This is a genomic window from Laspinema sp. D2d (genome assembly GCF_025370755.1).
Classification (GTDB): domain Bacteria; phylum Cyanobacteriota; class Cyanobacteriia; order Cyanobacteriales; family Laspinemataceae; genus Laspinema.
In genome coordinates, this window is sequence record NZ_JAMXFC010000018.1 from 55,469 (window position 1) to 80,712 (window position 25,244).

Here is a 25,244-nt window from a genome sequence, read left to right on the forward strand (position 1 = left end):
GCGCCCCGTCCCCCCATTTTTTCACCCTTGTTGCAGGGCCATTTCCATCAAAATATTCTGAGAACTTTGGGCGATCGCCTCATTCTTTCCCCGCCGTTGCACATAACTCCCATCCGGCTGTAACTCCCACGCTTGGCGATTATCTGCTAACATAATCCCCAGAATTTCTTGGAGGTCTTTTGCCAAATCTGGGTCTTGCACTGGAGTCGTTGCCTCCACCCGCCGATTCAGATTTCGAGGCATCCAATCTGCACTCCCAATGTACACCTCTTCAGCTCCATCGTTATAGAAATAAAAAATCCGGGAATGCTCTAAAAACCGCCCCACAATACTCAACACCCGGATATTTTCACTGACATTTGGGACCCCTGGACGCAAACAGCAAATCCCCCGCACAATTAAATCAATTTGCACCCCCGCCCTTGAAGCTTCATAAAGCTTGATAATCATTTTCGGGTCTACCAAGGCATTCATTTTTAACACAATTCGCCCCGCTTTTCCCTGCTTGGCATTGTCAATTTCCCGCTGCACTAAAGCGGTCATCCGTTCCCTCATGTTCACCGGCGCAACTAACAGACTGCGATAGGACCGCTGGCGGGAATAGCCCGTCAAATAATTAAACAAATCCGTTAAATCCGCCCCCACATCTTCCCGGCAGGTAATTAACCCCAAATCCGTATAAATTCGGGCCGTTTTGGGATTGTAATTCCCCGTCCCAATATGAGCATAGCGGCGGATGCCATCGGCTTCCCGACGCACCACCATCCCTACTTTCGTATGGGTTTTGAGTCCGACTAACCCATAGACGACATGAACGCCTACTTTTTCTAATTTCCTCGCCCAGGAAATATTATTTTCTTCATCAAAACGCGCTTTTAGTTCCACCAATGCCGCCACCTGTTTACCATTTTCTGCCGCTGCAATTAAGGCATTGACAATGGGCGAATCTCCAGAGGTGCGGTAGAGGGTCATTTTAATCGCTAATACCGCTGGATCGTATGCCGCTTGGGTAATAAATCGCTGGACTGTTGCACTAAAGGAATGATAGGGATGATGGAGGAGCAAATCCCGCGATCGAATCAATGCAAATAGATCTTCGGTTTCTTCGATATCCTCCAGATTTGGTTCTGAAGGCAGTTCTCCGAGGCGACGGAAGGAGGCGGGAGTCACTGGATTCCACACCGGATATTTAAGTTCGGGAAGGGGTAAATCCATTAACCCCATTAAGTCTACTAACCCCAGCAATCCCTCCACTTCATACACTTCCCGATGAACTAAACCCAATTCCTCCCGCAGCATTTCACGCACGGCTGAGGGGATATCTGATTGCACTTCCATTCGCACTACGGAACCGCCGACTCGTCGCTTCCGAATTTCTTGCTCGATCGCCAAGAGTAAATCATCCGCTTCATCTTCTTCTAGGGCAATATCGGCGTTACGCGTCACGCGAAAGGGATGATATTCTAAAATATTCATCCCCGGAAATAAAAACTCTAAATTATGGGCAATCACCTGTTCTAAAGGGGTGAATGTCCAGGTTTTTTCCGGCCCTTCTCCATGACTTTTGCTAGAGTCTCGGGGTGCTTCTGGAATCGGCACAAATCGGGGTAAAACTTTGGGGACTTTCACCCGGGCAAAAAATTCTTCATCGGTTTCTGGATCTTTGATGACAACCGCTAGATTCAAACTGCGGTTAGAAATGTAGGGAAAGGGATGGCCCGGATCAACGGCTAAGGGGGTGAGAACCGGGAAAATTTCTTGTTCAAAATATTGTTGGAGGTAGGTCCGCTGTTCTTGGTTGAGATCCATATAATCAAGGATCTGGATACCGTAGGCAATCAGTTGGGGTCGCAGGAGTTTTTCAAAATGCCGATGTTGTTCGGCAACCATTGGATGGAGGCGATCGCCCACTGCATCCAATTGTTGTTGGGGGGTGCGTCCATCGGGAGTGCGCGAAGAAACTCCGGCTTCCACCTGCTGTTTCAGTCCCGCAATTCGCACCATGAAATATTCATCTAAATTAGCACTGAAAATTGCTAAAAATTTCAGCCGTTCTAACAACGGAGTCCGAGGGTCAAAGGCTTCTTGTAAAACTCGGTAATTAAATTCAACCCAACTTAATTCTCGGTTGAAGTAATATTGTTGATCTTTTAAGTTAATTTCCGGTGTCGTTTCCTGGGGTTTCTTCGTCGTTGTCATAATTCTGACCTGATGGAACAATAAAGGGAGTTCATCGGTAAATACACTCTATATCCCGACCCTGACTTCGACCGCATTGGGAGGGTCTGAAAATCCTGGAAAAATGGCGGGCGATCGCGGGTGTTCAAGATCGGCTTAAACCGAGTGTGGTTTGGATGGGTAGATATATTGTGCCAAGGATGAGGTCATGATGCCACGGAATGGGGAAATCTACGATAAAAAACAGTCACGATCGCCTCGTGACTGCCTAGGATGAACCCTGAGTAAGGGCGATCGCCCTTACGGAGTGACTCAATTTTATTAAACCGGGGATTAAGCGTTTTTCATTTGTTCAGCGACAAAATCCCAGTTGATTAAGCTGCTGATGAAGGTTTCAATGTAATCAGGACGTTTGTTTTGGTAGTCCAGGTAATAGGCGTGTTCCCAAACATCAATGGTCAATAGGGGAGTCATTCCCATTGCCAAGGGATTTTCAGCATTGCTGGTTTTGGTCACTTTCAGGGTGCCTTTATCCAACACTAACCAAGCCCAACCGCTACCAAACTGAGTTGAGGCTGCTGCTTTGAATTCTTCTTTGAATTTATCGAAACTGCCAAAGTCAGCCGCAATCTTGTCGGCGAGTTCTCCACTGGGTTGACCCCCGCCACTGGGTTTGATGCAGTTCCAGTAGAAGGTGTGGTTCCATGCTTGGGCGGCATTATTGAAGATTCCAGCTTTAGAGGCGTCATTGTAGGTGGCTTTGATCACCTCTTCAATGGATTTGCTCTCCATGTCGGTGCCTTTCACCATGTTGTTGTAGTTGTTGACGTAGGCGGCATGGTGTTTGTCGTGATGGAACTCCAGGGTGCTCTTAGACACATGGGGTTCAAGGGCGGTGTAGTCAAACGGCAAAGGGGGCAGTTCGTAAGTCATGGTGTTATCCTCTCTCGAAGTGTTCTTATGGGTTGCGCGATCGCGCGCTTTCTGTCGGCAGGCGTCAACAGCACTTCACCAGCAACCTAATTCCGGTATCTGGGGTGATGCCTCTGTGGGTCAGCTTAGGCGAAAGTTCGCCGGTAGGCGATCGCCACATTACGATAGGATTTTATATCAAAAGTCGGACCCGATCCAACTCCGAGATAAAAATCTACCAGAAGAGGGAGAACGCTGGATCCATTCTGCGTCTTCAGAGGTTTTTTACCCTTAAGTGAATTTCCGGTCCCCTCCCCTTGCCAAGGGGAGGGTTAGGGTGGGGTTCTTCTGAGGTGGCGATCGCCCCTGTATTTAGGCTAGGGAAACCTCTTTGTTCGTGACGTGGCACAAGCCCCGTCACCGCCAACACCCTCCACCAATTAATTCTTCCAGACGTGGCTTGTGCCCCATCAAGAGGACCCCACCCTAAACCCTCCCCTTGCCAAGGGGAGGGGACCGGAGGTGAGTTCAATCCCCTTGAATGTCAAAAACCTTTTTTTGTAAGGCGGACTCCCTCAAGTCCAAGTTCGGATCCCGAAAGCCCTTCCCGGTATCTGGGAGAGGAGTTTAATAAAAACTCCCGGTTTTCCGATAATGAACCGCTGTTACTCCTTCAGTATCCAGCACTTTTCCATTTTCCACCGTGGCATAAACCACCCAATGATCTCCACATTCCATGCGGTTTTGTACCACACATTCCAGATAAGCGAGCCCATCTTTTAAAATGGGACAACCGTTCGCAGTTTCTTCCGTTTCTAACCCCGCAAATCGGTCTTCTCCCGGGGAAAATCGCTTCATAAAATGCTTGCGTAATTGTTTTCCTTCGGCTAAAATGTTTAGCACAAATTTATCCCCGGTATGGGTGAGAGATTCCAAGGCGCGGTCTTTGGCAACGGCAACAGTTAAACCAGGGGGATTAAAGGAACCTTGGGAAACCCATGAGGCTAACATCCCGCTAATTACATCCCCTCGTTTGGCAGAAACGACGCACAAAGACCCGACAATTCGACCGACGGCTTGGGCGGTGCGATCGCTGCCGGTACCTGTGGTCAAGGAAGATTTTGCAGTCCGTCTTTTCTGCGATCGCTTCAAATTTTGAGCAAAATCAATGGCGGCTTCTTCACAAGCTTGTAAAGTCACATCCGTGGGTTTAAACTTCACCCGAATCGGGTCAAAGCCAAACTGATATCCGGCATCGGTTAACTTACTTTCTAACAGGTCGATCGCTTCTCCACTCCATCCAAATGACCCAAATACACCGGCCAATTTACTGGTAGAGGCTGTTTTCAAAATAATTCCTAAAGCGGTTTGAATTTGGGTCGGTGCATGACCTCCCAGGGTGGGAGACCCAATAATAAATCCATCACATTTTTCGACAGCCGCCTGAATTTCCGACGGTTCAGCTTGTTCACAATTCAGAAATTCTACGGCTATTCCTGCTTTCGTCAACCCTTTGGCGATCGCCTGTCCCACGATTGCTGTATTCCCATACGCTGAAGCATAAACTAAAGCCACAGTCAAATCCTGAGACTTCTGCATATTACTCCAGGACCGATATAATTCTGTTAGTTCTTTCTTGCCATACAAAACTAACGGTCCATGACCTGTGGCATACAATTTCACCTCGGGTAATTCAGCGATTTTATCCAACCCCGACAGCACCTGTTTCGCCTGGGGTGCGTGTAAGCAGTCATAATAAAACCGGCGGTCTTCACTATAAATTACCCATCCTTCATCAAAAATTTGGTCTCCACAAACATGAGCCCCAAAGAATTTATCGGTAAATAGAATTTTGGTTTTGGGGTCGTAGGTTAACAGTTCATCGGGCCATTTAGGAGTTGGAGTAGCAATGAATTGTAACTGATGTCCCTGACCTAAATCCAAGGTATCTTCGCCCCGGACTACCAAAATATTTAAGTCTTCGGTTTCTAAGAATTGGCGTAAGGCGATCGCCCCCGGATTAGTACAAACAAATTGCAGTTGTGGCGCAAGATTCCACAGGGTTTTAATCGTCTCTCCGCGATTGGCATTAAAATGGCCCAGGATGACATAATCAATCTGGGAAAGGTCAATTCGTGCCTGTAGCGACTCTAAATAATTTTTAGTAAAGGATTCCCCGGGGGGGTCAATCAGGGCAATTTTATCCCCTTGAATTAAAAACGAGTTGGCGGTGGTTCCTTTGGCAAGGGAATATTCCACTTCAAATTTTAAGCGGTCCCAAGTGCGCGATCGCATAACGCGGGTCTCTTCTGCAATCAGGACCACCTGTACATCACGTTGTTTAGTCGTTGTTTCTATCATGAGTGAGGAATGCGCTAAGACAGTTTACTTAAAACAATTACAGTCATTCCTCATTATCTAACCCTTGTGCAGATATGAGGAATCAATTTGTTTTCCTTGCGCATTTTTTCTAGGACGCCGATACAGTATGAGATAAGCTAGGACAAAAAACCAGCTTTCTCTACCCAAATGTTGGTGATTAGCAACAGATTAGGATAAGAAACCTGGTTTCTAACCTTTACTGTACCGATGCCCTAGGAAAAATGAGCAATGGCATCGGTCTAATAATGATTGCCAACTTTACGATGGTGGATCGCTGGTAAGGCATCAGGATTGGAGACTCGACCATTGTCTACTTGGCTATACACGATCCAGTGATCGGGGCATTCCATGCGACTCATGACTTGGCATTCCAAATAGGCAAGGGCTTCACTCAGAATCGGACTGCCGTTATTTGCACTTTGGGTTTTGATTCCGGCAAAGCGATCGGCCCCCGGGGGGAAGCGTTTGAGGAAGTGTCGCATCAGTCCTTGATAGTTGTCTTCATCGAGGACATTGAGCACAAAGGTATCGCCGACGTGCATCAGGGCTTCGATCGCCCGGTCTTTAGCAACGGCGATGGTAATCCCCAGGGGTTCAAAACTGGCTTGCGTGACCCAGGAGGCTAACATCGCACTACTCACATCGCCTTTCTGGGCGGTGATGATATACAATCCACCGCTAATCCGTCCCAAGGCTTTATCGAGTTCGCTATCTAAGGATTTCATCTGTTTGATAGCCTGTTTCAGGGTCAGTAATTGTCCCATGTCAGTTCCGGCTTCATCGCACAGTTGATAGGTAGCTTCTGTGGGGTTTTCCTTGACGATAATATTGGGAAATGCTTGTTTGAGTCCGAGTTCTTTGAATTTAACGGCGAGGGGATAGATGGATTGGTCATTACCTCCACCGGATTCAAACAGTCCGATCGCCTGTTTGTTATTGGCGGCCACTAAAATGGTCCCGATCGCGGCTTCTGCATTCTCTGCACCGGGTCCCGTTAATGGCGGTGCACCGAGGGCGATTCCCGAGGCGATACTCACCAGTTCTCGCACTTCCTGCGGTTCTGCCGATCGCAAATCCATCATTTCCACGTTGACGCCGGTTTTGGTAATCCCGTGGGCCACGGCTTGGGAGAGGCGATCGCTATAGCCGTAATCGGAAAAATAAAACACGGCAACAGTGGTTTCCGCCTTGGCTTGTTCCTGACTCCACTGTTTGTATCGTCCCGTGAGTTCTCCCACATTATACCGCAGTAACGGTCCGTGGCCGGTGGCGATCGTGCTAATTTTTTCCACTTCCGGCATCCGCTTCATCGCACTTAGAACCGATCGCGCATTCGGGGCCATCAAACATTCATAATAAAAGTGATAATCCGCTTCAATTTCGCTTAAGTTTTCATCGAAGGTTTTATCGGAACAATAGTGCATTCCAAACGCATCGCAGGTAAATAAAATCTGCGTTTTAGCGTCGTAGGTAAAGATGGTATCCGGCCAGTGTAAATTCGGGGCATTTACAAATTCTAGGACGTGACCGTTCCCTAAATCTAGGGTATCCCCATTTTTGACAATTAAACGTTTAAAGGGTTGATGAACTAAGTTTTCTAAAAACTGAATGGCAACTTTGGCCCCAACAATCGTAATCTCTGGGGCGAGTGCTAAAACATCTTTAACTAATCCGCTATGATCCGGTTCGGTATGACTGATGATCAGATAATCGATTTGAGTCGGGTCGATTTCCTGGCACAGGGTCTGCAAATAGGACTCGCGGAATTTGGCATGGGAGGTATCCACCAAGGCAGTCTGACTCCCTCGAATCAGGAAGGAATTATAAGTGGTCCCGTTTTGCAGGCCAAATTCGATATCGAAGCGATCGCGGTCCCAATCCAAACAGCGAATTGCTGTGGTTTCGGTGGCGATTTCCCCCGTTGCGATCGTCAGTCTTGGTTGTACTCTGTCGGTGACGGCTACCATTGAGTTGCCTCCTTTTCTTGTCGATGTTAGGGTTTACTTGCTCCTTAATATTGTTACATATTTTAACCATTAGTTTTCATGGAAAAATATATGGTAATCATAAGCCTTACCAATCAAGGATTCCCTCCTGGGAATCTCTGTGTTATCATTAAGGATTAATGTCCTAGCGCAAAGGCGAGGGAATCCTTGCTCTAGGAAAATTACACTTGTTGCAAAATTTTAAAAAGCCGATGGGCGTTGTTAAGGGGGATCTCTCCAGTATTTTGCAACAAGTCTATTGCCAACTTGCGGGATAGAGGCGGGGAATAGTTTTATTTCTCTTCCCCCATTTTGAGGGGGAGTTCTATAATAAACTCTGTCCCTTGCCCTTCGCTGATGCAGCGAATCTTGCCGTTATGACCTTTTACGATAATTTGATAACACAGAGATAGACCTAACCCAGTGCCTTTTCCCACAGGTTTTGTGGTGAAAAAGGGATTAAAAATTTGGTCTTGAATCTTTGGAGAAATTCCCGGACCATTATCTTTAATGGAAATACTCACCCAATGGGGATACGGTTCGCAAATGGTGAGGGTCAGTTCTCCCTCGGTATCTGAATTGGAGGCGATCGCATCTAAAGCATTGTCAATCAAGTTAAAAAACACTTGATTAATCTGGGCTGGATGACATTCTACTCGCCCAGAAGCATGATAATGTTTATGAATTTTCAACTCCGGGGAAAATCGGTGTTGCAACATCGATAAACTGCTTTCCAGCCCTTCACTGAGATTCACAGGTTTAGCCCCTGCTTCATCTAATCGGGAAAAATTCCGCAAGTTTTGGACAATTTTGCGAATGCGATCGCTTCCTTGCTGCATGGAACCAATCAGGTTTGGGGAATCAGACCGGATATAGTCCAAATCCACCTCTTCATTCAATTCTTCAATTTCTGGAGGAATTTCGGAGGCCGCCGCTTCGTAAATATCGATTGCTTTTTTCAAAGCTTCAACATATTCCTGAACATAAAATAAATTGGCATGAACAAAATTATTGGCATTGTTAATTTCGTGGGCAACTCCCGCCACTAACTGTCCCAAACTGGACAATTTTTCGCTCTGAATCAGTTGTTGTTGGGTGGCTTTGAGTTCTTTTAAGGTTAGTTCTAATTGTTCCGCTTGCGCTTGATATTGCGCTGCTGAATCTTGAACTTTTTGGTATAATTCTGCTTGTGAGATCGCAATGGTCATCTGATGACCCAATTGTTCGAGGAGATCGATTTCTTCTTGGGTCCAAAGGCGAGTTGAATGACATTCATGAGCAATCAACAACCCCCAGAGATGATCGGGCATGGCAATTGGAACGATTAAATTGGCTTTGACTTGCAATTGGGCCAAAAAGTCCACATGGCAGGTATTTAATCCCGCCTTATGAATATCATTGATTGCCCGAACTCGCCCTTGTTTATAGAGTTCGGCATGGTCACTTTTAAAACAATTATCCGCCACAATTCCGCCAAAAATCGAGGGCCAAGGCACCTTAAGGTCTTCAACCACGATTTCCCCAGCCCAGTTTTCTAGGAAGCGATAAATCACCACCCGGTCAGTATTCAAAAGTTCCCGGACTCCCCGGACTGCGGTTTTTAAAACGGTATTCAGGTCTAATGTACTGCGAATTTGGTTCGTAATCAGGCGCAGTAAAGATTCCCGTTGTGCGGCAGCGCGGGTGGCACTGTACAATTGGGCTTGGTTAATGGCGATCGCCAGTTGAGAGGCAACCCCTTCTAACAAATCCTGTTCCCATTGCGACCACTCCCGTTCGCGATCGCACTGATGCAATCCAATAATGCCATTGACTTTCCCTTGGTAGGAGGTGGCGATCGCCAGCATGGACTTAATTTTTAGTTCCTGCACCAGTTGCAGCGTTTCTTTCCCCAAACCGGGAAACTCTAAAAACTGCGTCACTGCTAGAGGTTCCTCCTGAGACATCAACTGATACAAGTGGGGATTATCCACCAAGGGTACTCGGGTCCCCAGTTGGCTGGTGTAATCATCCGTTTTATACTCTCCCCGGGTGATTAACCACTCTCCCGCTTCCGATTCGTTGACTAAAATGCTGACGCGACTACACTTGAAGGTTTCCCCTAACAAATTACAGGCGGCTTGGAGCACTTCATCTAAATCCAGGGTACTACGAACCTGATTATTAATCTCATTGAGCAATCGCGATCGCTCTACTTCCCTCTGGAGTTCCCGGGGATGTAAATTTTGTACCTCCATACTTTCTTTGTAGGTCTCAGTTGCCTCATGGACAGGCCGACTGGCTGGAGAGAGGGATAAATCAGGCTTCGGCCATTTACAGTAGGGGGCTTGTTGTTTTATATACATAATTTTTTATCGGAGGGGCCAACAGAAATTGAGGAAGCAGATGCAGCTATCCTGTTATCTTAACAAATTTTTATAAAAATTTAAGGTATTTTTATAATTGTTGATGAAATAAATTAAAAATTTTTGCTATAATATGTCAGAAAATTCTAAAAGCTTCAATCGATTTATCTCTATTTGATTATAAGCGACTTTGATTGGGCGTAAAAAGTTCGGGAATGCAGGGCCAGCCTAACATGAGCAACAGTGCAACCGAATTGGGAAGTGAGCAGTGCAACTGGCTGGCCTTAAGCATCGGCAATTCAAGACTACACTGGGCCTGGTTTCAGGGCGAAATGTGCAAACAGGTGTGGCACACCCCCCATTTAGACGCCTCTGCGGCAGAAAAGCTCATCAATGCCTGGAATCGGGGTGAGTTGTGGCATGAAGGTCTGGAGTATCCCGGTCCCCTGGGGCGTGAGGCGATCGCCCCGAACCCGTCGCTATGGATCGCCTCGGTCGTTCCGCACCAGTTAGCGCTTTGGCAGTCTTACCCGAGATTCAACCGAATTACTTTAGATGAATTGCCCCTGTTAGGACTGTATCCCACCCTGGGAATCGATCGCGCCTTGGCCTTAGTGGGGGCCGCCAACGAATGCGGTTGGCCCGTTTTGGTCGTGGATGCCGGAACCGCCCTCACCTTGACCGGGGCGGATCCCGAAGGCCGATTAGTCGGAGGGGCCATTCTCCCCGGGTTTGGGTTACAACTCCAATCGTTAACGGAAAACACCGCCGCATTACCTGCGGTCACCTTTCCCGGGACGTTACCCCCACGCTGGGCCTTAACCACCGTAGAGGCGATCGCCTCTGGGGTAGTCTATGGGATTGGATCCGGAGTGCGAGACTTTATAAGCGACTGGAAAGAACGCTTTCCCACCTCTGCGGTGGTGATCACCGGAGGAGGGGGGGAACTCCTCCTGAGATATTTCCAAGAGCGTGCACCGGACCTGGCAAAACGGGCGATCGCCATGCCGGATCTAATTTTTTCCGGCATTTGCTGCATCAAACACCAGCGATCGCGGTAAAGTTGAGGGGATTAATTACACCTCAGCCTCGGTTTGCGCCTCTCTATTAGAAATAAAATCTCGAATCTGTTGGGCGACGAGATCCGGGAGTTCCTCGGGTAAATTAGAGTGACCCTCGGGAATGCGGCGTAAATCCGCATCAGCGATCGCCCGATGGTAGGTTTCCGCTAAGGCAACTGCCGTGGGAGTATCGCGATCGCCGATTAAAATCAAAGCCGGAATTTTCAGCCAACTCAAACGGTCCTGCAACAACTCCCCTTCAATTTCACTCTGCCGACGTTGGAACAAAATCTGACAAGCTACCCCAAATTTTTGTAAGCGATCGGCATTTAACAACGCTTGATGCATCACTTGGTGCAAGCGCAAAATTCGGGCGAGGGGAAAGAGGACCGATTGTAACTTACGAATCAAAGGCAATGCCTGAATCCAAAGGCGAGTCCTAAACCAGCGGTTTTTCAAGCCTTCCACCTGGACCCCTTCCGGAGTCAGCAACACCAATCCTGGCACAACCTCGGGATATTTCAGGGCGTAACTTGCCGCCACCCAAGCACCGAGAGAATCCCCCACCAAATAAACAGGGCCAGGGTTGACGGTTTCCAAAAATTCGTGTAGACACTCCACCTGGAGGGCGATCGAGTAGTGAATATTCGGCTGTTCCGACTCACCAAACCCGAGTAAATCTAAAGCAAAACAGTGATAATTGGCCCGCAGGCGCTCAATCACCGACACCCATTGAGCGCTATCACTCCACGAACCATGCAAAAATACTAGAGTGAGTCCCTCCTGGCCGACTTCGCGCCAGAACAGTTGCCCTTGGGACAGTTTGATTCGGGAATTGCGGAGCGGTAGAGTCATCCTGAGTCCTTGAAACGCATCCGTATCGAGATAAGGGTTTATGAAGATGGAGGAGTTGAGGAGCGCAGTTATCAAGAAGGAAACCCGAGGTCACTCCTCCCCGCCCAAATCAGGGTACCATGCTCCCCGACCCAATTAAGCGACCGCAGTCACACCATTGAGAAAGTCCTGTAATTGGCGATCGTGGTCATGGGACAATTGCCCTAAAGGGAGAGAATCCCGGTCAAATGCTTTGACTTCCAGAATTTCGGCGGTATCATAGATTTTCATTTCCCCTTGGACCTGTGCCGCAACGACCACGCAGATCGAATGAATCCGGGGATCGCGATCGGGGGCGGAATAAATTCCGACTAAACGACCGACTTCCGTTACTTCTAAGCCCGTTTCTTCCGTGAGTTCCCGTTTTAAAGTATTGGGAATATCTTCTCCCCAGTCCACCATGCCTCCGGGTAGACCCCACTTGCCATTATCCCGACGGCGCACCAACACGATTTGACCGTTGTCTAACAGCGGGATAATGCTAATTCCGAGGACGGGATGTCGAAACACAATCCCGAGTACGGCTTGAGTAAAATGCCATAAGCGCTTCATAAATCAAATCATCCTGGATTCAACGACCACCACCTAGACTCCATCTTTCTACCCCGATCGCCTGATTGTTTAGGCTTGATCTGACTCCTTCCCTCTGCTCCATGAGCAAACATCAACGAGAAACAACCCGGTGACTTGAGCCACGAGATGAACAGGTTGCCAACCCGTCCTGATTTTAACCTACAACCTGTCAGAATCATCACCGTTGATGAGTCTACAAGATTTCCACCCAACAAATCCTAACTTTCCCAACTTCACATCCCATCCTCCCCATCTCCCCCATCCCCCCCATCTCCCCCATCCCCCCCAGGCCCCCGGAAAGGGATACCTCTTTACTGTTATCATGGATTCAGTGCTACGCTTTTTTCGGTCATGCCTGAGATTGAGATTCCATAGAACTCAGCTTGCAGTCTTTGCCGAGAGCAATTCGAGAAATTGTGCGTTCCCTAGCATAGAATAGTGGATCGGATTCATCCTTACAGTAGCGGGCGTCCACTGCCCCATCCAAAAGAGACTTACGGGATGATGGGCGATCGCTTGTTTTCTTTCGGGAGAAAGGTTCTCATCTCAACCCGAATGGATGGGATTGAGCCTATTCCCATCCGAAAGGGGTGAGCTGGGGTTCACCCTCGGTACGAAACTGCTCGGATATCGGGTGGGAGTGCTAACCCTGACCCCTGCTTTCAGGAATTCAGTCCCCTTGCCCTGTTTGTTCTAACTCGTGATTGTGCAATTGACAACTGTGCAATCCCTAGGGCGATCGCCGGGGGGTCACCCTGTACCTCGCGGCGATCGGACCCGAGAGCTACCCTAGAGCCAAAAGTCATTTTTGTTGTTTATCCATGAGGTCCATAATAATGGCAAAACGTCGCAATCCTAAAAAAGAAAAAGCACAACGGAACAAAGCTTATGCTCGCCAATTCCGCAAACCGACTAATTCCGGTCGCTTTTTCAAGAACCGTAATTCTAATATGAATGGCAACCGTGACGAAAACAGCGAAAACACAGAAGGGGAAGAAAACTAACGGAATTCTCTGGGATTTAAACCTCAGTCATGAGGGAGTTTATCCCCCGATGAAGTGGGGTTAATCAAGAGAAGGAAGTCCGGTTGAATCACGGATTTTTGAGAGATTTGGGAGAGTAAAGGGGAGTCGAAGTGGAGAGTCAGTTACCCTAGAGGTGACTGGCAACTTTGCGCTCCCGGGTGATCAACCCAAGACATCGAGCGGTTGCATGGAGAACATCTTCTAACCTCGCAACTCGAATCCCCCAGTGGGAAAAACATCGGTTCTGAGTGGGCGATCGCCATAAGATTGCCCACTACCGAATTTTTCGGAAATTCCCAGGCGATCGCCTGCTCAAATCCAGTCTCGAACTTGCTCCCCGAGGATGGGTCAAGCCTTAAAGTTGGGGTGAAACCCCTTGACTGCTGCCCATTCATGAGGTTAATCAGGGACGATTTATCCCGTCTTAAATTCTCCCAGACCGTCATGAGAATTCGGGACAAACTGACCGAAACTGGGGGAGGGATAATACCAGAATAAGCTAAATTTTCTGGGATATAAAGAGAAGACTTCAGCCCCGAAGACCAAGGGAAAGAAAGCCAGACTATTACAAAGTCATAAAAAATTTACGCAAACCGCAAAAATTGACAATTTTTCTTTTTAATCCCTTAAATTTGTTAAAACTTTATAAAAACTCGTTTTTAGGGGTCCGGAAATTCGTTAAAACTTTATAAACAATGGTTTCCCTGATTCGAGAAATCGGATAAAATCTTGATAAAACCTAACCCAGAAGAGGGGCGAGAAAAGGGGGTATCCAGGGAAGGAGGGAAAACTTCACGGACCCCATCAAATCTGGGGATGAGGTCGAAATGCCTCAATCCCTAGGAAAACTTCACTCCCTCCCATCGCTTTTGCTGCTGAAGAATACCCATTTCGGTGAGGAAAGGGAATTTCGGCGATCGGGTAAAGTTCTGACCCCTTGAGTGCTTTCCTGGGACAGATAGCCTCAATCTGTTCCGGTTTAGACTGATGAAAAAGGGTCCTCTCCAGGGGTAGAGTAAAAGAAAAGTAACAGCGTTTGTCCCTTCAAGGGGTAGGGGAAAATCGCGATAGCGAGACAGGCGCTGGGTCTGTTGTATGCAGAGAAACGGCTCATAGAGCGGCACGGAGTAAAAAAAAGCAATGGCAAATCATCCAACTCAGCCAGTCCATGCTCAGGCGGCGATCGCAGATATCGAAGCAAGAATCGATACCCTCACCACGGCTGCAACGCAGGGACCCTCGGGATTAGAGCAGGTCATCAAGGCATTAAAGGACGAATCAGAACCCGTGCAGCGTGCGGCGTATTTGCTGCTGCGGAATCGGCCAGAACTAGAGGTTCGCAAAGTCTTACAAGACTATAACCCCTATCGCTTTTTTAAGTGCATTCGCACGATGGGGGGACATTCTAGCCGGATTTATTCCGTGGCAATTAGTCCCAATGGCCGCTTAGTAGCCAGTGGTAGCAATGACAATACTATTAAACTCTGGAATCTGGAAACCGGAGAAGAACTCGGCATTCTCAGTGGACATTCCGACTGGGTGGATTCCGTTGCTTTTAGTCCCGATGGTCGCTTGCTTGCCAGTGGCAGTGGGGATGCCACCCTCAAACTCTGGACGATTCATGAGGAAAACTCTCCCAAAATAGCCTCCCTCAAACAGACCCTCACCGGCCATTCCCGGTGGGTCACTTCAGTCACCTTTAGTCCCGATAGCCAACTGCTGGTTTCGGGTTCCAAAGATAATACGATTAAAGTGTGGAATGTGGAGAGGGGGGAAGAAGTTAGAACCCTAGAGGGTCATTACGACTGGGTATATTCTGTCGCATTTAGTTCCGATGGTAAACAGTTGGTTAGTGGCGGAGACAGCACGGTTAAATTATGGAATATTGACACCGGGGAAGAATTACAAACCTTTACCGGACATCGGGACTGGGTGTATTCCGTTGCTTTGAGTCCTGATGGACAACAGATTGCCAGTGGGAGTGAAGATGGCACGATTAAACTCTGGAGTGTGAGTGACCCGAGGGCGATCGCAACCCTCACCGGCCATACGGCGGGAGTTAATGCGGTCACTTTCAGTCTGGAAGGACGGTTGCTGATCAGTGCCAGTGCCGATGATACGGTGCAACTGTGGAATGTAGAAACGGGGAAAATCCCTGAAAATTCAGCTTTAAAAACCCTTAGAGGACATGGCGAGTGGGTCAGTTCTCTGGCGATCGCGCCTGATGGACGCCGGTTAATCAGCGGCAGCGGCGATCGCACCCTGAAAGTCTGGAGTTTAGAAACCGGGGAAGAACTCCGCACCCTGGGAGGAGACGCCGAGTGGGTGGATTCCGTTGTCTTTACCCCCGATGGTCAAATGGTCGGCAGTGGCAGTGGCGGAGACACCGCCAAATGGAACCTGCACAGTGGCGAAGAATTGCGATCGCTCAGTGGTATTTCTAGCTGGGTCGAAGATATCGCCGTCAGTCCCGACGGCACTCGCGTCGCCAGTGGCAGTGAAGATGGACTCGTCAAAATCTGGAGTCTCAACAGTGGCGTTCTCGCTATCCTCCTCTCCGGACATACCGAAGGCGTCTGGTCCGTCACCTTCAGTCCCGATAGCAAACTCCTCGCCTCCGGTAGTGGTGATGAAACCATCAAAATCTGGAACCTACAAACCGGCAAAGAAATTCGCACCCTACGCGGACATTCCTATCGCGTCGATGCCGTCGCCATCCATCCGAAGCTTCCCATTTTAGCCAGTGGGTCTGCTGATGAAACCATCAAACTCTGGAACCTCGACACCGGAGTAGAAATTAACACCTTAGAAGGCCATTCCGACGCCGTATCCTCGGTCCTGTTCAGTCCTGATGGAGAAACGTTAGCCAGTAGCAGCATGGATGGCACCATCAAACTCTGGAACTGGAATACCTTTGAAGAACTCGGCACCCTAGAGGGTCATACCGATGCCGTTAACTCCATCAGCTTCAGTCCCAGCGGCAAAACCATCGCCAGTGGCTGTGAAGATGGCACCATCAAACTCTGGAACTTGCTCACCTGTGAGGAACGCGGTACCCTTTCCGCTCATTCAGAACCCGTTAATTCCGTCGCCTTCAGTCGCGATGGCTATCAATTGGCGAGTGGGAGTGCAGACAGTACCCTCAAAATCTGGCATTTGCGCACTGGGAAAGAATTCCGGATGTTTTCCGGCCATTCTAACTGGGTCAATGCCGTCGCCTTCAGTCCCTCCACTTCTCATTTTATCGTCAGTGGCAGCGCTGATGGAACGGTTAAAGTTTGGGGAGTGGAGTGATTGGGGAGGATGGGGAGGATGGGGGGGATAGGGAGGATGGGGGGGATAGGGAGGATGGGGGGGATAGGGAGGATGGGGGGGATAGGGAGGATGGGGAGGATGGGGAGGATGGGGAGGATTGGGGAGAAACAAGGACGGGCGTTGTAACGTTGAACATCTCTCCCGGATCTCCCCCATCCTCCCCATCTCCCCCATCTCCCCCATCTCCCCCATCTCCCCCATCTACCCCATCTCCCCCATCCTCCCCATCTCCCCCATCTCCCCCATCCCCCATCCCCATCACCAATGAACGGAATGCGCCTGAACCGGGGGTTTAACGGCTACATTCTCTTGGCGATTTTCCCTTAACTGGCGGAAGTTAGAGCGATCGCCTCGGTAGCCAGTTGGCATGACGAGGCGTTTGTAATCGGTAGTGAGGTCGAAGTTAACCTGGTTTAAATCGGCATGATAGAAATTCACACTGTTGAGAGAGGCATTGTCAAAACAAGCCTCACTTAAACAGGCTTCTACAAAAAAAGTGCCGAACAACTGAGCACGTCTGAAATTAGCTCCGGCTAGATTGGCTTGTTTGAGGAACGTTCCCAGCAAAAAGGTCTCGGAAAAATTGGCCTTTGTGAGATGAGAATAGGCCAAGTCCGCTGCAGTGAGATTAGCCCCCGTGAAATTTGCCTTCGGTAACTGGACCTCGACTAACCTAGCCCCGGTTAAATTGGCTTCACTGAAATTCGGTCCCCGGGCATCTTCCCGGCCTAAAATTAGACCATTGAGGATGGCCCCGGCGAGGTTGACGCCGGTAAAGTTGGCTTCACCCGCGATCGCGTGAGACAGTTCAATCCCACTCAGATTGGAATAGGAAAGGTTCGCCCGAGTGAGATCGGCACCGCTGAGGTCTGCATTGCTCAAATCGGCACCGCTCAGATCAGCCCCGACGAGATCAACGCCCATGAGATTAATATGGGGTAAGGAAGCCCCACGCAGATCTAAACCACTGAGATCCAACAGCAAAAAGTCACGTTGTCCGGCTTCATAATGATTCAGCAGGTCCTCAGCACTCATTCGTTTCATAGGTTGCCCTTACTCTGGTTGCGCTTACAGGGGGGCTGCACAAATTCATCCACCACCCAAGGGCATGAATTGGCAAAAACCACCCCTCCAACTTGCGCGAAAATCGGGCTGCATCCGGACTTTTTGCTGCTCTCACCTAGGTTGATGATCATGGCGATCGCCCCTTATGCACTGCTCCATTCCCTCTGCGTTTCTAGGGGCAATTGGAGAGTTGCCCCGAGTCCATTTAGGGTTCCTTCTCGGCAGGGGGTTCGACAATGTATTGATTGGCGGGGGAATTTTCCGGTAGGGCTTCCATGCGTCCAGCATGGACTAAGCTTTGATAAATCAAGGCAGCAGCGGAACCCCGACTTAACTGTTCGTTGGGTTGGAGCACTGAGGGATCGGGATGATTGACCACGATATTTGCTTCGGTTGCCGCTAGGATCGGGTCAGTCGCCTCAGAAGGGATGCGATCGGCATCTGTATAATAGGCGGTTAAATTTGGGGTCGGTTGTTTGGTAACAAAGGATTGTGGTGTGGGTTCTTCCACAGAAGGTCCCGGTTGTGCTGCCGGTTGTGCGTTGGCTCGCTGAATTAACCATAACGGTTGCATCATGGCTGTAAACGCCAGGGGAAATGCCAGTTGTCGTTTGGCAACCGGGCGTTTCCCACGAGATGAGGGGGAAGTGCGATCGCCCGCTTGAGCCGCCGTAGCCGTTGGACGAACTTGGACCAATTGTAAACCTTGTGCTAAGGACGTAATCGCCTCAGCTCTGGTCATTTCTCGCTGGGGATAGAATAATTTATTATTAGAAAAGGCATCCATAAAACCGCCTTGATAGGCTTCCTCGATCGCCGGAACTGCCCAATGATTTTCAGGAACATCATTAAACGCACTGCCACTGGAAATTTGGCGTTTTTCCGTTACATCAAAGGCTTGACGGATGAGGGCGGCAAACTCATCCCGCTCGATATGTTGATTGGGTCGAAAGGTTCCGTCGGGATATCCTACTATAATCTCTTCTTGTGCTAACCCTTCAATAAACGGACTGGCCCAATAATTGGATTTGACATCCGGGAATGCGCTTTTTTGTTGCGTTTTTTGGGGTTTTTGGGGTTGTTGACCCTGGGCTGAAGCTGTTTCTAAGTTCCACAAATCCGGAACGGTAACCCCGGCAGTCACGCCGAGAACAATAGAACTAAGGATGGCGATGGGCCATTTCAATGAAAAAACCATAATTAATATGCTCCTGACTGCTGGCGGCTCAAAGGGGGAATCAATAAGTGATTTAATAGTTGTGAGAGAAGGAAAGGATTTAGTCGGGTGGATTATTGTATTGTATAGAAAATCTCACTCCTGATGAGAATTACAATTAAGGAGTGGGATACTCTCACGCTCTTGCTGTTGTAGCAAGGAGTGGGATGGTCCCACTCCTTTCATAATTCTCCCATTCAGGACATCCGAGGTGAGTCTCGGGTTTACTAACGACACCGCTCGGAACTGATCTCACCGGGATAGATTGATTCCGAAGCGTGAATCAATTGGGAATGGGTTTAGCGGCGCTTTTTCTCTTCAACAATCGGATTTCCTTCGCGCTTGACTTCTAACTCTTCCCGGCGTAGAGTTTCTTCCGCTTCAACTGTATTGCGTTCAACTTCTTTGTGAATTTTAACTTCCTCTCGGACAAATGCTTCTTTGTGAATGTCTGCGTTTTCTTGATAGACTTCAACCCGAGCAATTTCTGTATCTTTAAAAGCGGTTTCACCCGCAGTCAGAGCCTGTTCAGTTCCGATCGCTTCGCGGATTTCCACAACAACTTTTTCATTTTCCACAGGAATTGCCGTCTTTGCCCGTTCGGTTACGACTCGTTTGCTGACTAAAACTTCCCCAGTTTTTTCGCGGTGTTTGTTCGCGACGAGGCGTTCTTCATAAAGCTTGAGTTTTTTATGATCTAAATCCGTTGTATTGTAGAGAGAAGGTTCGCGATCGTAACTATAATAGTCATCGTCACGAGCCACGAGGCGATCGCTTTCCGGGGTAGTCATCGCAGGGTTTGGAGTCTGGGGAAGGGTCGGAGGCATTACTTGACGACCCGTAGCCGTTGCTGCTACACCGGCCCCTTCTACCGGAGGACTGTCTTCGACTGCGGCGGAATTTTCCACACTGGGAACGCCATAAATCGATCGCACATTTTGCTCATAATGGCGATCGACGACGGTATCTTCACGGTATTCCGGCAGTTGTTCCGCTTGTGCTTTGGTTTCCAGACCCATCGCATAGATCCGGCGGTGATCGTTATCGACTCGGCAACGCCCGATCGGAATCAAGACCCGTTTTCCAAACACCCAAAATCCGGTATCGATAACGAGATAGCGAAAATAACCAGATTCATCAACTAGGGCATCATCAACATGACCAATTTTTTCATCGTTGTTGGCCGCATAAACGTCATAGCCTTTAATATCATCCCCCTCAAATAAATCGTTTCGGTAGTTGGGATAAAAATCCTCAAGTTTGTAAAGCATCCTTGTCATCTCCTTAAAATTTTGTTACATTTATCTTCTATGTCTCTATATTAGAAAAAATAATAGGTTGTCCCCTCTACCTGACGATTGAGTTTTGGTCGGGTCTAATGGGGTTAACTTATATCCCTAGATAGATAGATAAAACTGCCAATCCGCCTTACAGTAATCCATAATTGATGCAAACATTCTCCGCAGTGTCTGCATTGGGCTTTAAAAAAAATTAACGGAAGTAGGGTAAGGGAGATAATAACCATGACTTATGGAAATCGCAGTGGAGTCAATATTGCAGAACCAGCCATGATGCCAACCCCTGTGGTTGATTATCACGATCGCGTCCGGTGGGGTCCAATTTTTGCAGGAATCGTCATCGCACTGAGTACCCAATTGGTATTAAGTGCTCTGGGAGTGGCGATCGGGATGAGCGTTGGTGCAGATGCCCAATCCGACCCGAATTCTATTGGTTTGGGAGTGGGAATTTGGTCTATTATTAGTTTGTTTATTGCCCTAATGTTGGGGTCTTGGATCATGGCTCGCACCTGTGGACCTATGAATAAAAACACAGCCCTATTAAACGGAGCAATTTTGTGGGCCACCACTTTAGCCCTGAGTTCATGGTTACTGGCAAGCGGTGTATCCGGAACCTTCGGAATTGTGATGGCAAATGCGGGGGAAATTGCCGATCGCGTGAACGTAGACCCGGGAGCAGCCAATCTCACACCGAATGAGGCCCGTAATATCGCTGACGGTGTGGCCCGTGCCGGTTGGTCATTTTTATTTGGTTCTTTGTTAGGGTTAGTGGCATCGTTGATTGGTGCGACCCTCGGTGCTCGGAGTCCTCGAACGGTTGTATAACAAGAGCGTCTAGCCTTTCAATCTCTTTGATTTCAATCTCTATTTTTCCAGCTAGTTACGGCCCGTTATTCAACGCCCAGTCTAGCTGGATTTTATATTTTGTATGATATAAAATTTATGCAAAAGCTATTTTTAGTTTTTGTATAAGCTAGATAAAAACGAGCGGTTTGGTAAATAAAAATATACTGAATTGAAGAATGATATTTGGAGGGTTGAACAGGGGTATTCTAAAAGAGCAGCATATCCAATCTTATCCCTATGATGCTATGGCAAATCGAAATTTACAAGCGGGATTAGCTCAACTGAAAGCGGGGGATTATGCCGAGGCGATCGCCCAATTAGAAGCGGTTTTAGTCAATGAACTCCATCCGGGTACTCTGTTTAAAGCAAAAAAAGCCTTAGTTGAAGCTTACGAAGGCGATGGGAAACTACGTCAAGCGTGGAAACTCTGTCAAGAACTTAGCGAAAGTACCAGTCCTGAAATCCGTGATTGGGGCGATCGCACTTTAGCCGATCTTGATCGCCGTTACCCCTCCCTTGGTTCCGAGATTCTCATCGGACAAAGGCTGACTCGTCAGCAAAAAGTAATTCGCGCCGTCATTCAGTGGATTAAACAGTCCCCCCAGCGTGTCTCTACGGTGGAAACGGCTTGGAACATCATTGAAGAAGAACGGCAGGCTTACTCTGCTGATAATAGTCCATTGGTGAAACTTACGGTTAATTGGAATATCTTTCGCCGCCTCTCCATTTTCTTAGGCAAAACCTTATGGGTTTGGATAAAGGCTAAATGGCAGAAATTTAAATCCCCCAAATAAATATTGAGTCTAGGTTAATTCAAGGTTTATCTAAACGTTAAATCCGGAAACAAGGTCAGTCGTTTCCGGATCATTATACTAAGTCATCACTCCTCAATTCCCTAATTGAAAACTCACCACTTTCCAAGGTGAAATGGGTACAATCTCCCCCTTAACCCAAACTTGAGCTAAATTGTCCTCTAATAAATCTACCCCTTGCAAACTTTGCCATTCCTCCTGAACCACTAATCCTGTCGGTTTCCCTTCCGATTCATAACATCGAATGATCCATTTTTTAGCATCGATTTCTGACTGTTTGAATGCCATCAAAACCAAACTATCTCCCGAAACCTGTAAAAAACTCTCCTGTAAACCTAGGGTTTTTTCCCCCTGTTCCGAGACTGATTCCAGGAGGCGAACCTGCAAGGGTAAATTCAATTCATACCCCTGTCGGACTGTTTTTGCGGACTGCCAATTTCCCCCATGCGGATAAAGGCAATAAGTGAATTGATGCCACCCTAAATCGGCCTCTGGGTCCGGCCAATTGGAACCCCGTAGGAGGGTTAAGCGCAGTTGGTTGGGGGTGGCATCGTACCCATATTTACAATCATTAAGAAGACTGACTCCCCTTTGTTCTTCACTCAAATCAGCCCATTTTAAAGCAGGAACTTCCCATTTTGCTTGTTCTATAGGGGTTTGGGGTTTTGTGGTTCGTTTCACTGCACTACAAGGGGTTTCATAGGTGACAAAATCCGCCTCAACCGTGAGGGGAAATGCCGCTTTTACCATCACATTTCGGTCTTGCCAGTTCACCATTGTGGCAATTTTTACCCAGGGGGAGTCGGCTTGGAGGATATACTCTTGAATAAAGTCCGATTGTCCCAATTGGCGAATGACTTGCACTCGTTGTTCGAGTTCCCCCTGTTCTATCCATTGAATCTGTTTCAGAGTCGCAGGGGGAAGCGGATGTTGGTTATAATTGGGGTCAATATTCCAAGCATCCCAATATTGTCCCTTATCTGTAAAGGCTTGGAGTTGATTGCCCGGTTCTTTGAGAATTTCCCAATTATTTATTTTATCATAAATGCTGCTCAGATTACCCGTTTTGGGGTCAATAATAACGCGCAATTGGTCAGTTTCTAAGATAAATTTATCCTGGGGCTGTGGGGAGGGAGAAGTAGGATTAAGTTCGGATTGCCCTAACCAAAAAACGTGATAGCCAATAGAGGGGATATCCTGGCATTCAAACAGGAGATGAGTGGCGGTGAGTTGCGATCGCATTCGATTTCCCTGACTATCATACACTTGCCATTCCATCCCCGTTGCAGCGGATTCCGGTAACTCTAGGGAAACGATTTGCGATCGCTGCCAATTGAGGGAATTAAACACGATAATCGGTTGGGCGGATGGCATGGATACAGGAGGAACTCCGGCAACTTGTGAGGCGATCGCCGCGAATGCTTGTTCTAACACTTCCCGTCCATTTTCTTCCGCTTCCTGCCAACCCATATTGGCATCCAGATACACTTCAGGAATTGAGGAACCGGGTAAAATATCGTGAAATTGATTGAATAATACCGCTTTCCAAGCGGCTTCAATTTGCGCTTTGGGATACTCTATTCCTGTTTCTCGGGTGGCGATTGCTGCCCACAATTCTGCTTCATATAATAACCCCTCACAGCGGCGATTCCATTGTTTTTGGTCACCATGAGTAGTATAACAGCCGCGATGAAATTCCAGATATAATTCATCACTCCAAACTGGAAACTCTCCCTGCTGTTGCAACTGGCGCAAATAGTCCTCAACCGTGGTAAATTCCATCGCGGGGAAAAAGGGAGACTGCCGCCAGCGATCGCCAACTTCTAACATATCGCGAGTCGGACCCCCGCCATGATCTCCTACTCCCGGTAACCATAAACTCTCTTTTAGTCCCGTTTTCTGTTCCCAATCACAGGCATAATCCGCCATCTGCACAGGTTCAATTCCCGTTCCAATGGGGGCTGACATTAAACTAAAAATTCGCGTTCCATCGGGGGATTCCCACCAAAAAACGGGATAGGGGAATTCCGTTGTATCATTCCATCGCAATTTTTGGGTGACGAAATATTCGATTCCCCCTTGTTTTAACAATTGCGGCAATTGTCCACAGAATCCAAAGGTATCGGGTAGCCATGCCACGGGAGAGAGTTTGCCAAATTTTTCTAAACAATACTGTTGTCCATATAACAGTTGTCTGGAAATCGACTCCCCACTAATAATATTTAATTCCGGTTCCACCCACAATCCGGCTAAAATTTCCCAGCGTCCCGCCTTAACTTCGGCTTGAATTTCTGCAAATAAATCGGGACAGTTGTCTTCAATCCAAGCATACAGGGCAGCGGTGGAATGACCAAAGGTGAGGTGAGGAAATCCTGCCATTAAATCAAGAACGGAGGCAAAGGTACATTCTGCCACATCCCAGGTTTCAGCAATCGGCCATAACCAAGCTAAGTCTAAATGGGCATGACCAAGTAAAAATACTTTATTGGTTTGTTGAAACTCTTGTTTCAAAGTGGTTCGCAATTCAGCCAGGGACTGCTCAAATTGAGAAACATTATCGGGTAAACTATTCCAGGCGATCGCCTCAATTTGAGTCTGTAATTGTTGCAATTTCGTCTCAGCGTCCGATGAGATTCCCCAATATTTGGAAATCACCGCTAATTCGTCCGCAATAAACCCCGGATCAATACAACTTTCATAACTCTCTTCATAGCTTTTTTCATAAATCCACAGCGATCGCACTAATGCCCCGCAGTCATGTCCGGGACTGACTAATCGTAAAGCAATATCAATCCCCTGACCCGGTACTACTTCTTCCTCAATCATCACCCGGGTCACACAATCAAATAAATCCCCCTCTTGGACTAACTCCCCATTCACAAAAATTTGGGCCTCATCCGCCCACCAAGTTAGGGCCAAACGCAAGGTTAATCCTGCCAGGGGATACCCCTGCAACTGGTCCGGAACCTGATACCGCAATCCTAACCAGATCGTCTGCTGCCCTTGAGTCCAGGGGATATGTCCTTTCTCATTGAGTTCCGCCTGCTGCCACTGGTCCCAGGTGTCTGCGGCTGTCCCTTCCTCCACGGATAAATCGGCAATTCGGTATCGCCAACTACCGATCGCATTCACCCGAGTCAGTTGTCGCAGTTTCTCAATTGATCCGGTTATTTCACTGTTTGGATCTGGCATAAAATTGCTCAAATTTTCGATATGATTAAATGACGGGTTTGAGATTCTCCAGGCATTCTTTATAAAAAAAACCCGTTACAGAGGTTCATATTGCGGATAGTCAATATGAAATCCGCCCCCTAACAAACTGCTTAACTTAAAAATT

Annotated in this window: 17 protein-coding genes; 6 read left to right on the forward strand and 11 right to left on the reverse strand. The window is 48.0% G+C overall.

Annotated features, from left to right (window positions below):
* Positions 1-21 precede the first annotated feature (21 nt).
* Complete coding sequence (ppk1, locus tag NG796_RS13735; RefSeq protein WP_261207400.1) at positions 22-2,199, reverse strand: polyphosphate kinase 1; 2,178 nt, start codon at positions 2,197-2,199, stop codon at positions 22-24.
* 312 nt (positions 2,200-2,511) lie between these two features.
* Complete coding sequence (locus NG796_RS13740; protein ID WP_261207402.1) at positions 2,512-3,111, reverse strand: superoxide dismutase; 600 nt, start codon at positions 3,109-3,111, stop codon at positions 2,512-2,514.
* On the opposite strand from NG796_RS13740, the gene NG796_RS13745 reads away from it, so the two are divergent.
* Complete coding sequence (locus NG796_RS13745) at positions 3,110-3,385, forward strand: hypothetical protein (protein WP_261207404.1); 276 nt, start codon at positions 3,110-3,112, stop codon at positions 3,383-3,385. The two genes, NG796_RS13740 and NG796_RS13745, sit on opposite strands and share 2 nt — an antisense overlap.
* A 332-nt stretch (positions 3,386-3,717) precedes the next feature.
* Here the strand turns inward: NG796_RS13745 and NG796_RS13750 are convergent, their stop codons facing one another.
* The 3 genes from NG796_RS13750 to NG796_RS13760 form a co-directional block, all read right to left on the reverse strand.
* Complete coding sequence (locus tag NG796_RS13750) at positions 3,718-5,451, reverse strand: diflavin flavoprotein (protein WP_261207405.1); 1,734 nt, start codon at positions 5,449-5,451, stop codon at positions 3,718-3,720.
* Between the two features lie 260 nt (positions 5,452-5,711).
* Positions 5,712-7,439: a diflavin flavoprotein gene (locus NG796_RS13755; protein WP_261207406.1), complete on the reverse strand. Its 1,728-nt coding sequence runs from the start codon at positions 7,437-7,439 to the stop codon at positions 5,712-5,714.
* A gap of 311 nt (positions 7,440-7,750) precedes the next feature.
* The gene (locus NG796_RS13760; RefSeq protein ID WP_261207407.1) at positions 7,751-9,802 is read right to left on the reverse strand and encodes a GAF domain-containing protein; all 2,052 of its coding nucleotides are present in this window, start codon (positions 9,800-9,802) and stop codon (positions 7,751-7,753) included.
* A 233-nt stretch (positions 9,803-10,035) separates the two neighbouring features.
* On the opposite strand from NG796_RS13760, the gene NG796_RS13765 reads away from it, so the two are divergent.
* On the forward strand, positions 10,036-10,863 hold the full coding sequence (locus NG796_RS13765) for a pantothenate kinase (protein ID WP_261207408.1): 828 nt from the start codon (positions 10,036-10,038) through the stop codon (positions 10,861-10,863).
* Positions 10,864-10,878: 15 nt separating this feature from the next.
* On the opposite strand, the gene NG796_RS13770 is transcribed toward NG796_RS13765, so the two are convergent.
* Complete coding sequence (locus NG796_RS13770) at positions 10,879-11,718, reverse strand: alpha/beta fold hydrolase (protein ID WP_261207409.1); 840 nt, start codon at positions 11,716-11,718, stop codon at positions 10,879-10,881.
* Positions 11,719-11,853: 135 nt separating this feature from the next.
* Positions 11,854-12,309, reverse strand: a complete 456-nt coding sequence (locus tag NG796_RS13775; RefSeq protein WP_261207410.1) for an NUDIX hydrolase — start codon at positions 12,307-12,309, stop codon at positions 11,854-11,856.
* An 857-nt stretch (positions 12,310-13,166) separates the two neighbouring features.
* On the opposite strand from NG796_RS13775, the gene NG796_RS13780 reads away from it, so the two are divergent.
* Complete coding sequence (locus tag NG796_RS13780; protein WP_015151665.1) at positions 13,167-13,334, forward strand: hypothetical protein; 168 nt, start codon at positions 13,167-13,169, stop codon at positions 13,332-13,334.
* Positions 13,335-14,495: 1,161 nt separating this feature from the next.
* Positions 14,496-16,649, forward strand: a complete 2,154-nt coding sequence (locus NG796_RS13785) for a WD40 repeat domain-containing protein (protein ID WP_261207411.1) — start codon at positions 14,496-14,498, stop codon at positions 16,647-16,649.
* Between the two features lie 279 nt (positions 16,650-16,928).
* Here the strand turns inward: NG796_RS13785 and NG796_RS13790 are convergent, their stop codons facing one another.
* The 3 genes from NG796_RS13790 to NG796_RS13800 all read right to left on the reverse strand — a co-directional run bounded on the left by NG796_RS13790 (position 16,929) and on the right by NG796_RS13800 (position 20,222).
* Positions 16,929-17,714: a pentapeptide repeat-containing protein gene (locus NG796_RS13790; RefSeq protein WP_261207412.1), complete on the reverse strand. Its 786-nt coding sequence runs from the start codon at positions 17,712-17,714 to the stop codon at positions 16,929-16,931.
* 226 nt (positions 17,715-17,940) lie between these two features.
* Positions 17,941-18,933: an S-layer homology domain-containing protein gene (locus tag NG796_RS13795; RefSeq protein ID WP_261207413.1), complete on the reverse strand. Its 993-nt coding sequence runs from the start codon at positions 18,931-18,933 to the stop codon at positions 17,941-17,943.
* Between the two features lie 317 nt (positions 18,934-19,250).
* A complete protein-coding gene (locus NG796_RS13800; protein WP_261207414.1) occupies positions 19,251-20,222 on the reverse strand; it encodes a DUF2382 domain-containing protein in 972 nt (323 codons plus the stop codon).
* Between the two features lie 252 nt (positions 20,223-20,474).
* Here NG796_RS13800 and NG796_RS13805 point away from each other — a divergent pair, with 252 nt between their 5' ends.
* Together NG796_RS13805 and NG796_RS13810 are read left to right on the forward strand one after the other, a co-directional pair.
* On the forward strand, positions 20,475-21,074 hold the full coding sequence (locus NG796_RS13805; RefSeq protein WP_261207415.1) for a hypothetical protein: 600 nt from the start codon (positions 20,475-20,477) through the stop codon (positions 21,072-21,074).
* A gap of 266 nt (positions 21,075-21,340) precedes the next feature.
* Positions 21,341-21,889, forward strand: coding sequence for a hypothetical protein (locus NG796_RS13810; protein WP_261207416.1), 549 nt, complete (start codon positions 21,341-21,343; stop codon positions 21,887-21,889).
* Between the two features lie 93 nt (positions 21,890-21,982).
* On the opposite strand, the gene NG796_RS13815 is transcribed toward NG796_RS13810, so the two are convergent.
* Positions 21,983-25,099, reverse strand: a complete 3,117-nt coding sequence (locus NG796_RS13815; RefSeq protein ID WP_261207417.1) for an alpha-mannosidase — start codon at positions 25,097-25,099, stop codon at positions 21,983-21,985.
* Positions 25,100-25,244 lie beyond the last annotated feature (145 nt).

Excerpts from the sequence above, each read along its gene's own strand:
- NG796_RS13810 (WP_261207416.1), top strand. The coding sequence starts at position 21,341 with ATGGCAAATCGAAATTTACAAGCGGGATTAGCTCAACTGAAAGCGGGG.
- NG796_RS13755 (WP_261207406.1), bottom strand. The coding sequence starts at position 7,439 with ATGGTAGCCGTCACCGACAGAGTACAACCAAGACTGACGATCGCAACG.
- NG796_RS13760 (WP_261207407.1), bottom strand. The coding sequence starts at position 9,802 with ATGTATATAAAACAACAAGCCCCCTACTGTAAATGGCCGAAGCCTGAT.
- NG796_RS13770 (WP_261207409.1), bottom strand. The coding sequence starts at position 11,718 with ATGACTCTACCGCTCCGCAATTCCCGAATCAAACTGTCCCAAGGGCAA.
- NG796_RS13805 (WP_261207415.1), top strand. The coding sequence starts at position 20,475 with ATGACTTATGGAAATCGCAGTGGAGTCAATATTGCAGAACCAGCCATG.
- ppk1 (WP_261207400.1), bottom strand. The coding sequence starts at position 2,199 with ATGACAACGACGAAGAAACCCCAGGAAACGACACCGGAAATTAACTTA.
- NG796_RS13800 (WP_261207414.1), bottom strand. The coding sequence starts at position 20,222 with ATGCTTTACAAACTTGAGGATTTTTATCCCAACTACCGAAACGATTTA.
- NG796_RS13750 (WP_261207405.1), bottom strand. The coding sequence starts at position 5,451 with ATGATAGAAACAACGACTAAACAACGTGATGTACAGGTGGTCCTGATT.
- NG796_RS13790 (WP_261207412.1), bottom strand. The coding sequence starts at position 17,714 with ATGAAACGAATGAGTGCTGAGGACCTGCTGAATCATTATGAAGCCGGA.
- NG796_RS13785 (WP_261207411.1), top strand. The coding sequence starts at position 14,496 with ATGGCAAATCATCCAACTCAGCCAGTCCATGCTCAGGCGGCGATCGCA.
- NG796_RS13815 (WP_261207417.1), bottom strand. The coding sequence starts at position 25,099 with ATGCCAGATCCAAACAGTGAAATAACCGGATCAATTGAGAAACTGCGA.
- NG796_RS13795 (WP_261207413.1), bottom strand. The coding sequence starts at position 18,933 with ATGGTTTTTTCATTGAAATGGCCCATCGCCATCCTTAGTTCTATTGTT.
- NG796_RS13745 (WP_261207404.1), top strand. The coding sequence starts at position 3,110 with ATGGTGTTATCCTCTCTCGAAGTGTTCTTATGGGTTGCGCGATCGCGC.
- NG796_RS13775 (WP_261207410.1), bottom strand. The coding sequence starts at position 12,309 with ATGAAGCGCTTATGGCATTTTACTCAAGCCGTACTCGGGATTGTGTTT.
- NG796_RS13740 (WP_261207402.1), bottom strand. The coding sequence starts at position 3,111 with ATGACTTACGAACTGCCCCCTTTGCCGTTTGACTACACCGCCCTTGAA.
- NG796_RS13765 (WP_261207408.1), top strand. The coding sequence starts at position 10,036 with ATGAGCAACAGTGCAACCGAATTGGGAAGTGAGCAGTGCAACTGGCTG.
- NG796_RS13780 (WP_015151665.1), top strand. The coding sequence starts at position 13,167 with ATGGCAAAACGTCGCAATCCTAAAAAAGAAAAAGCACAACGGAACAAA.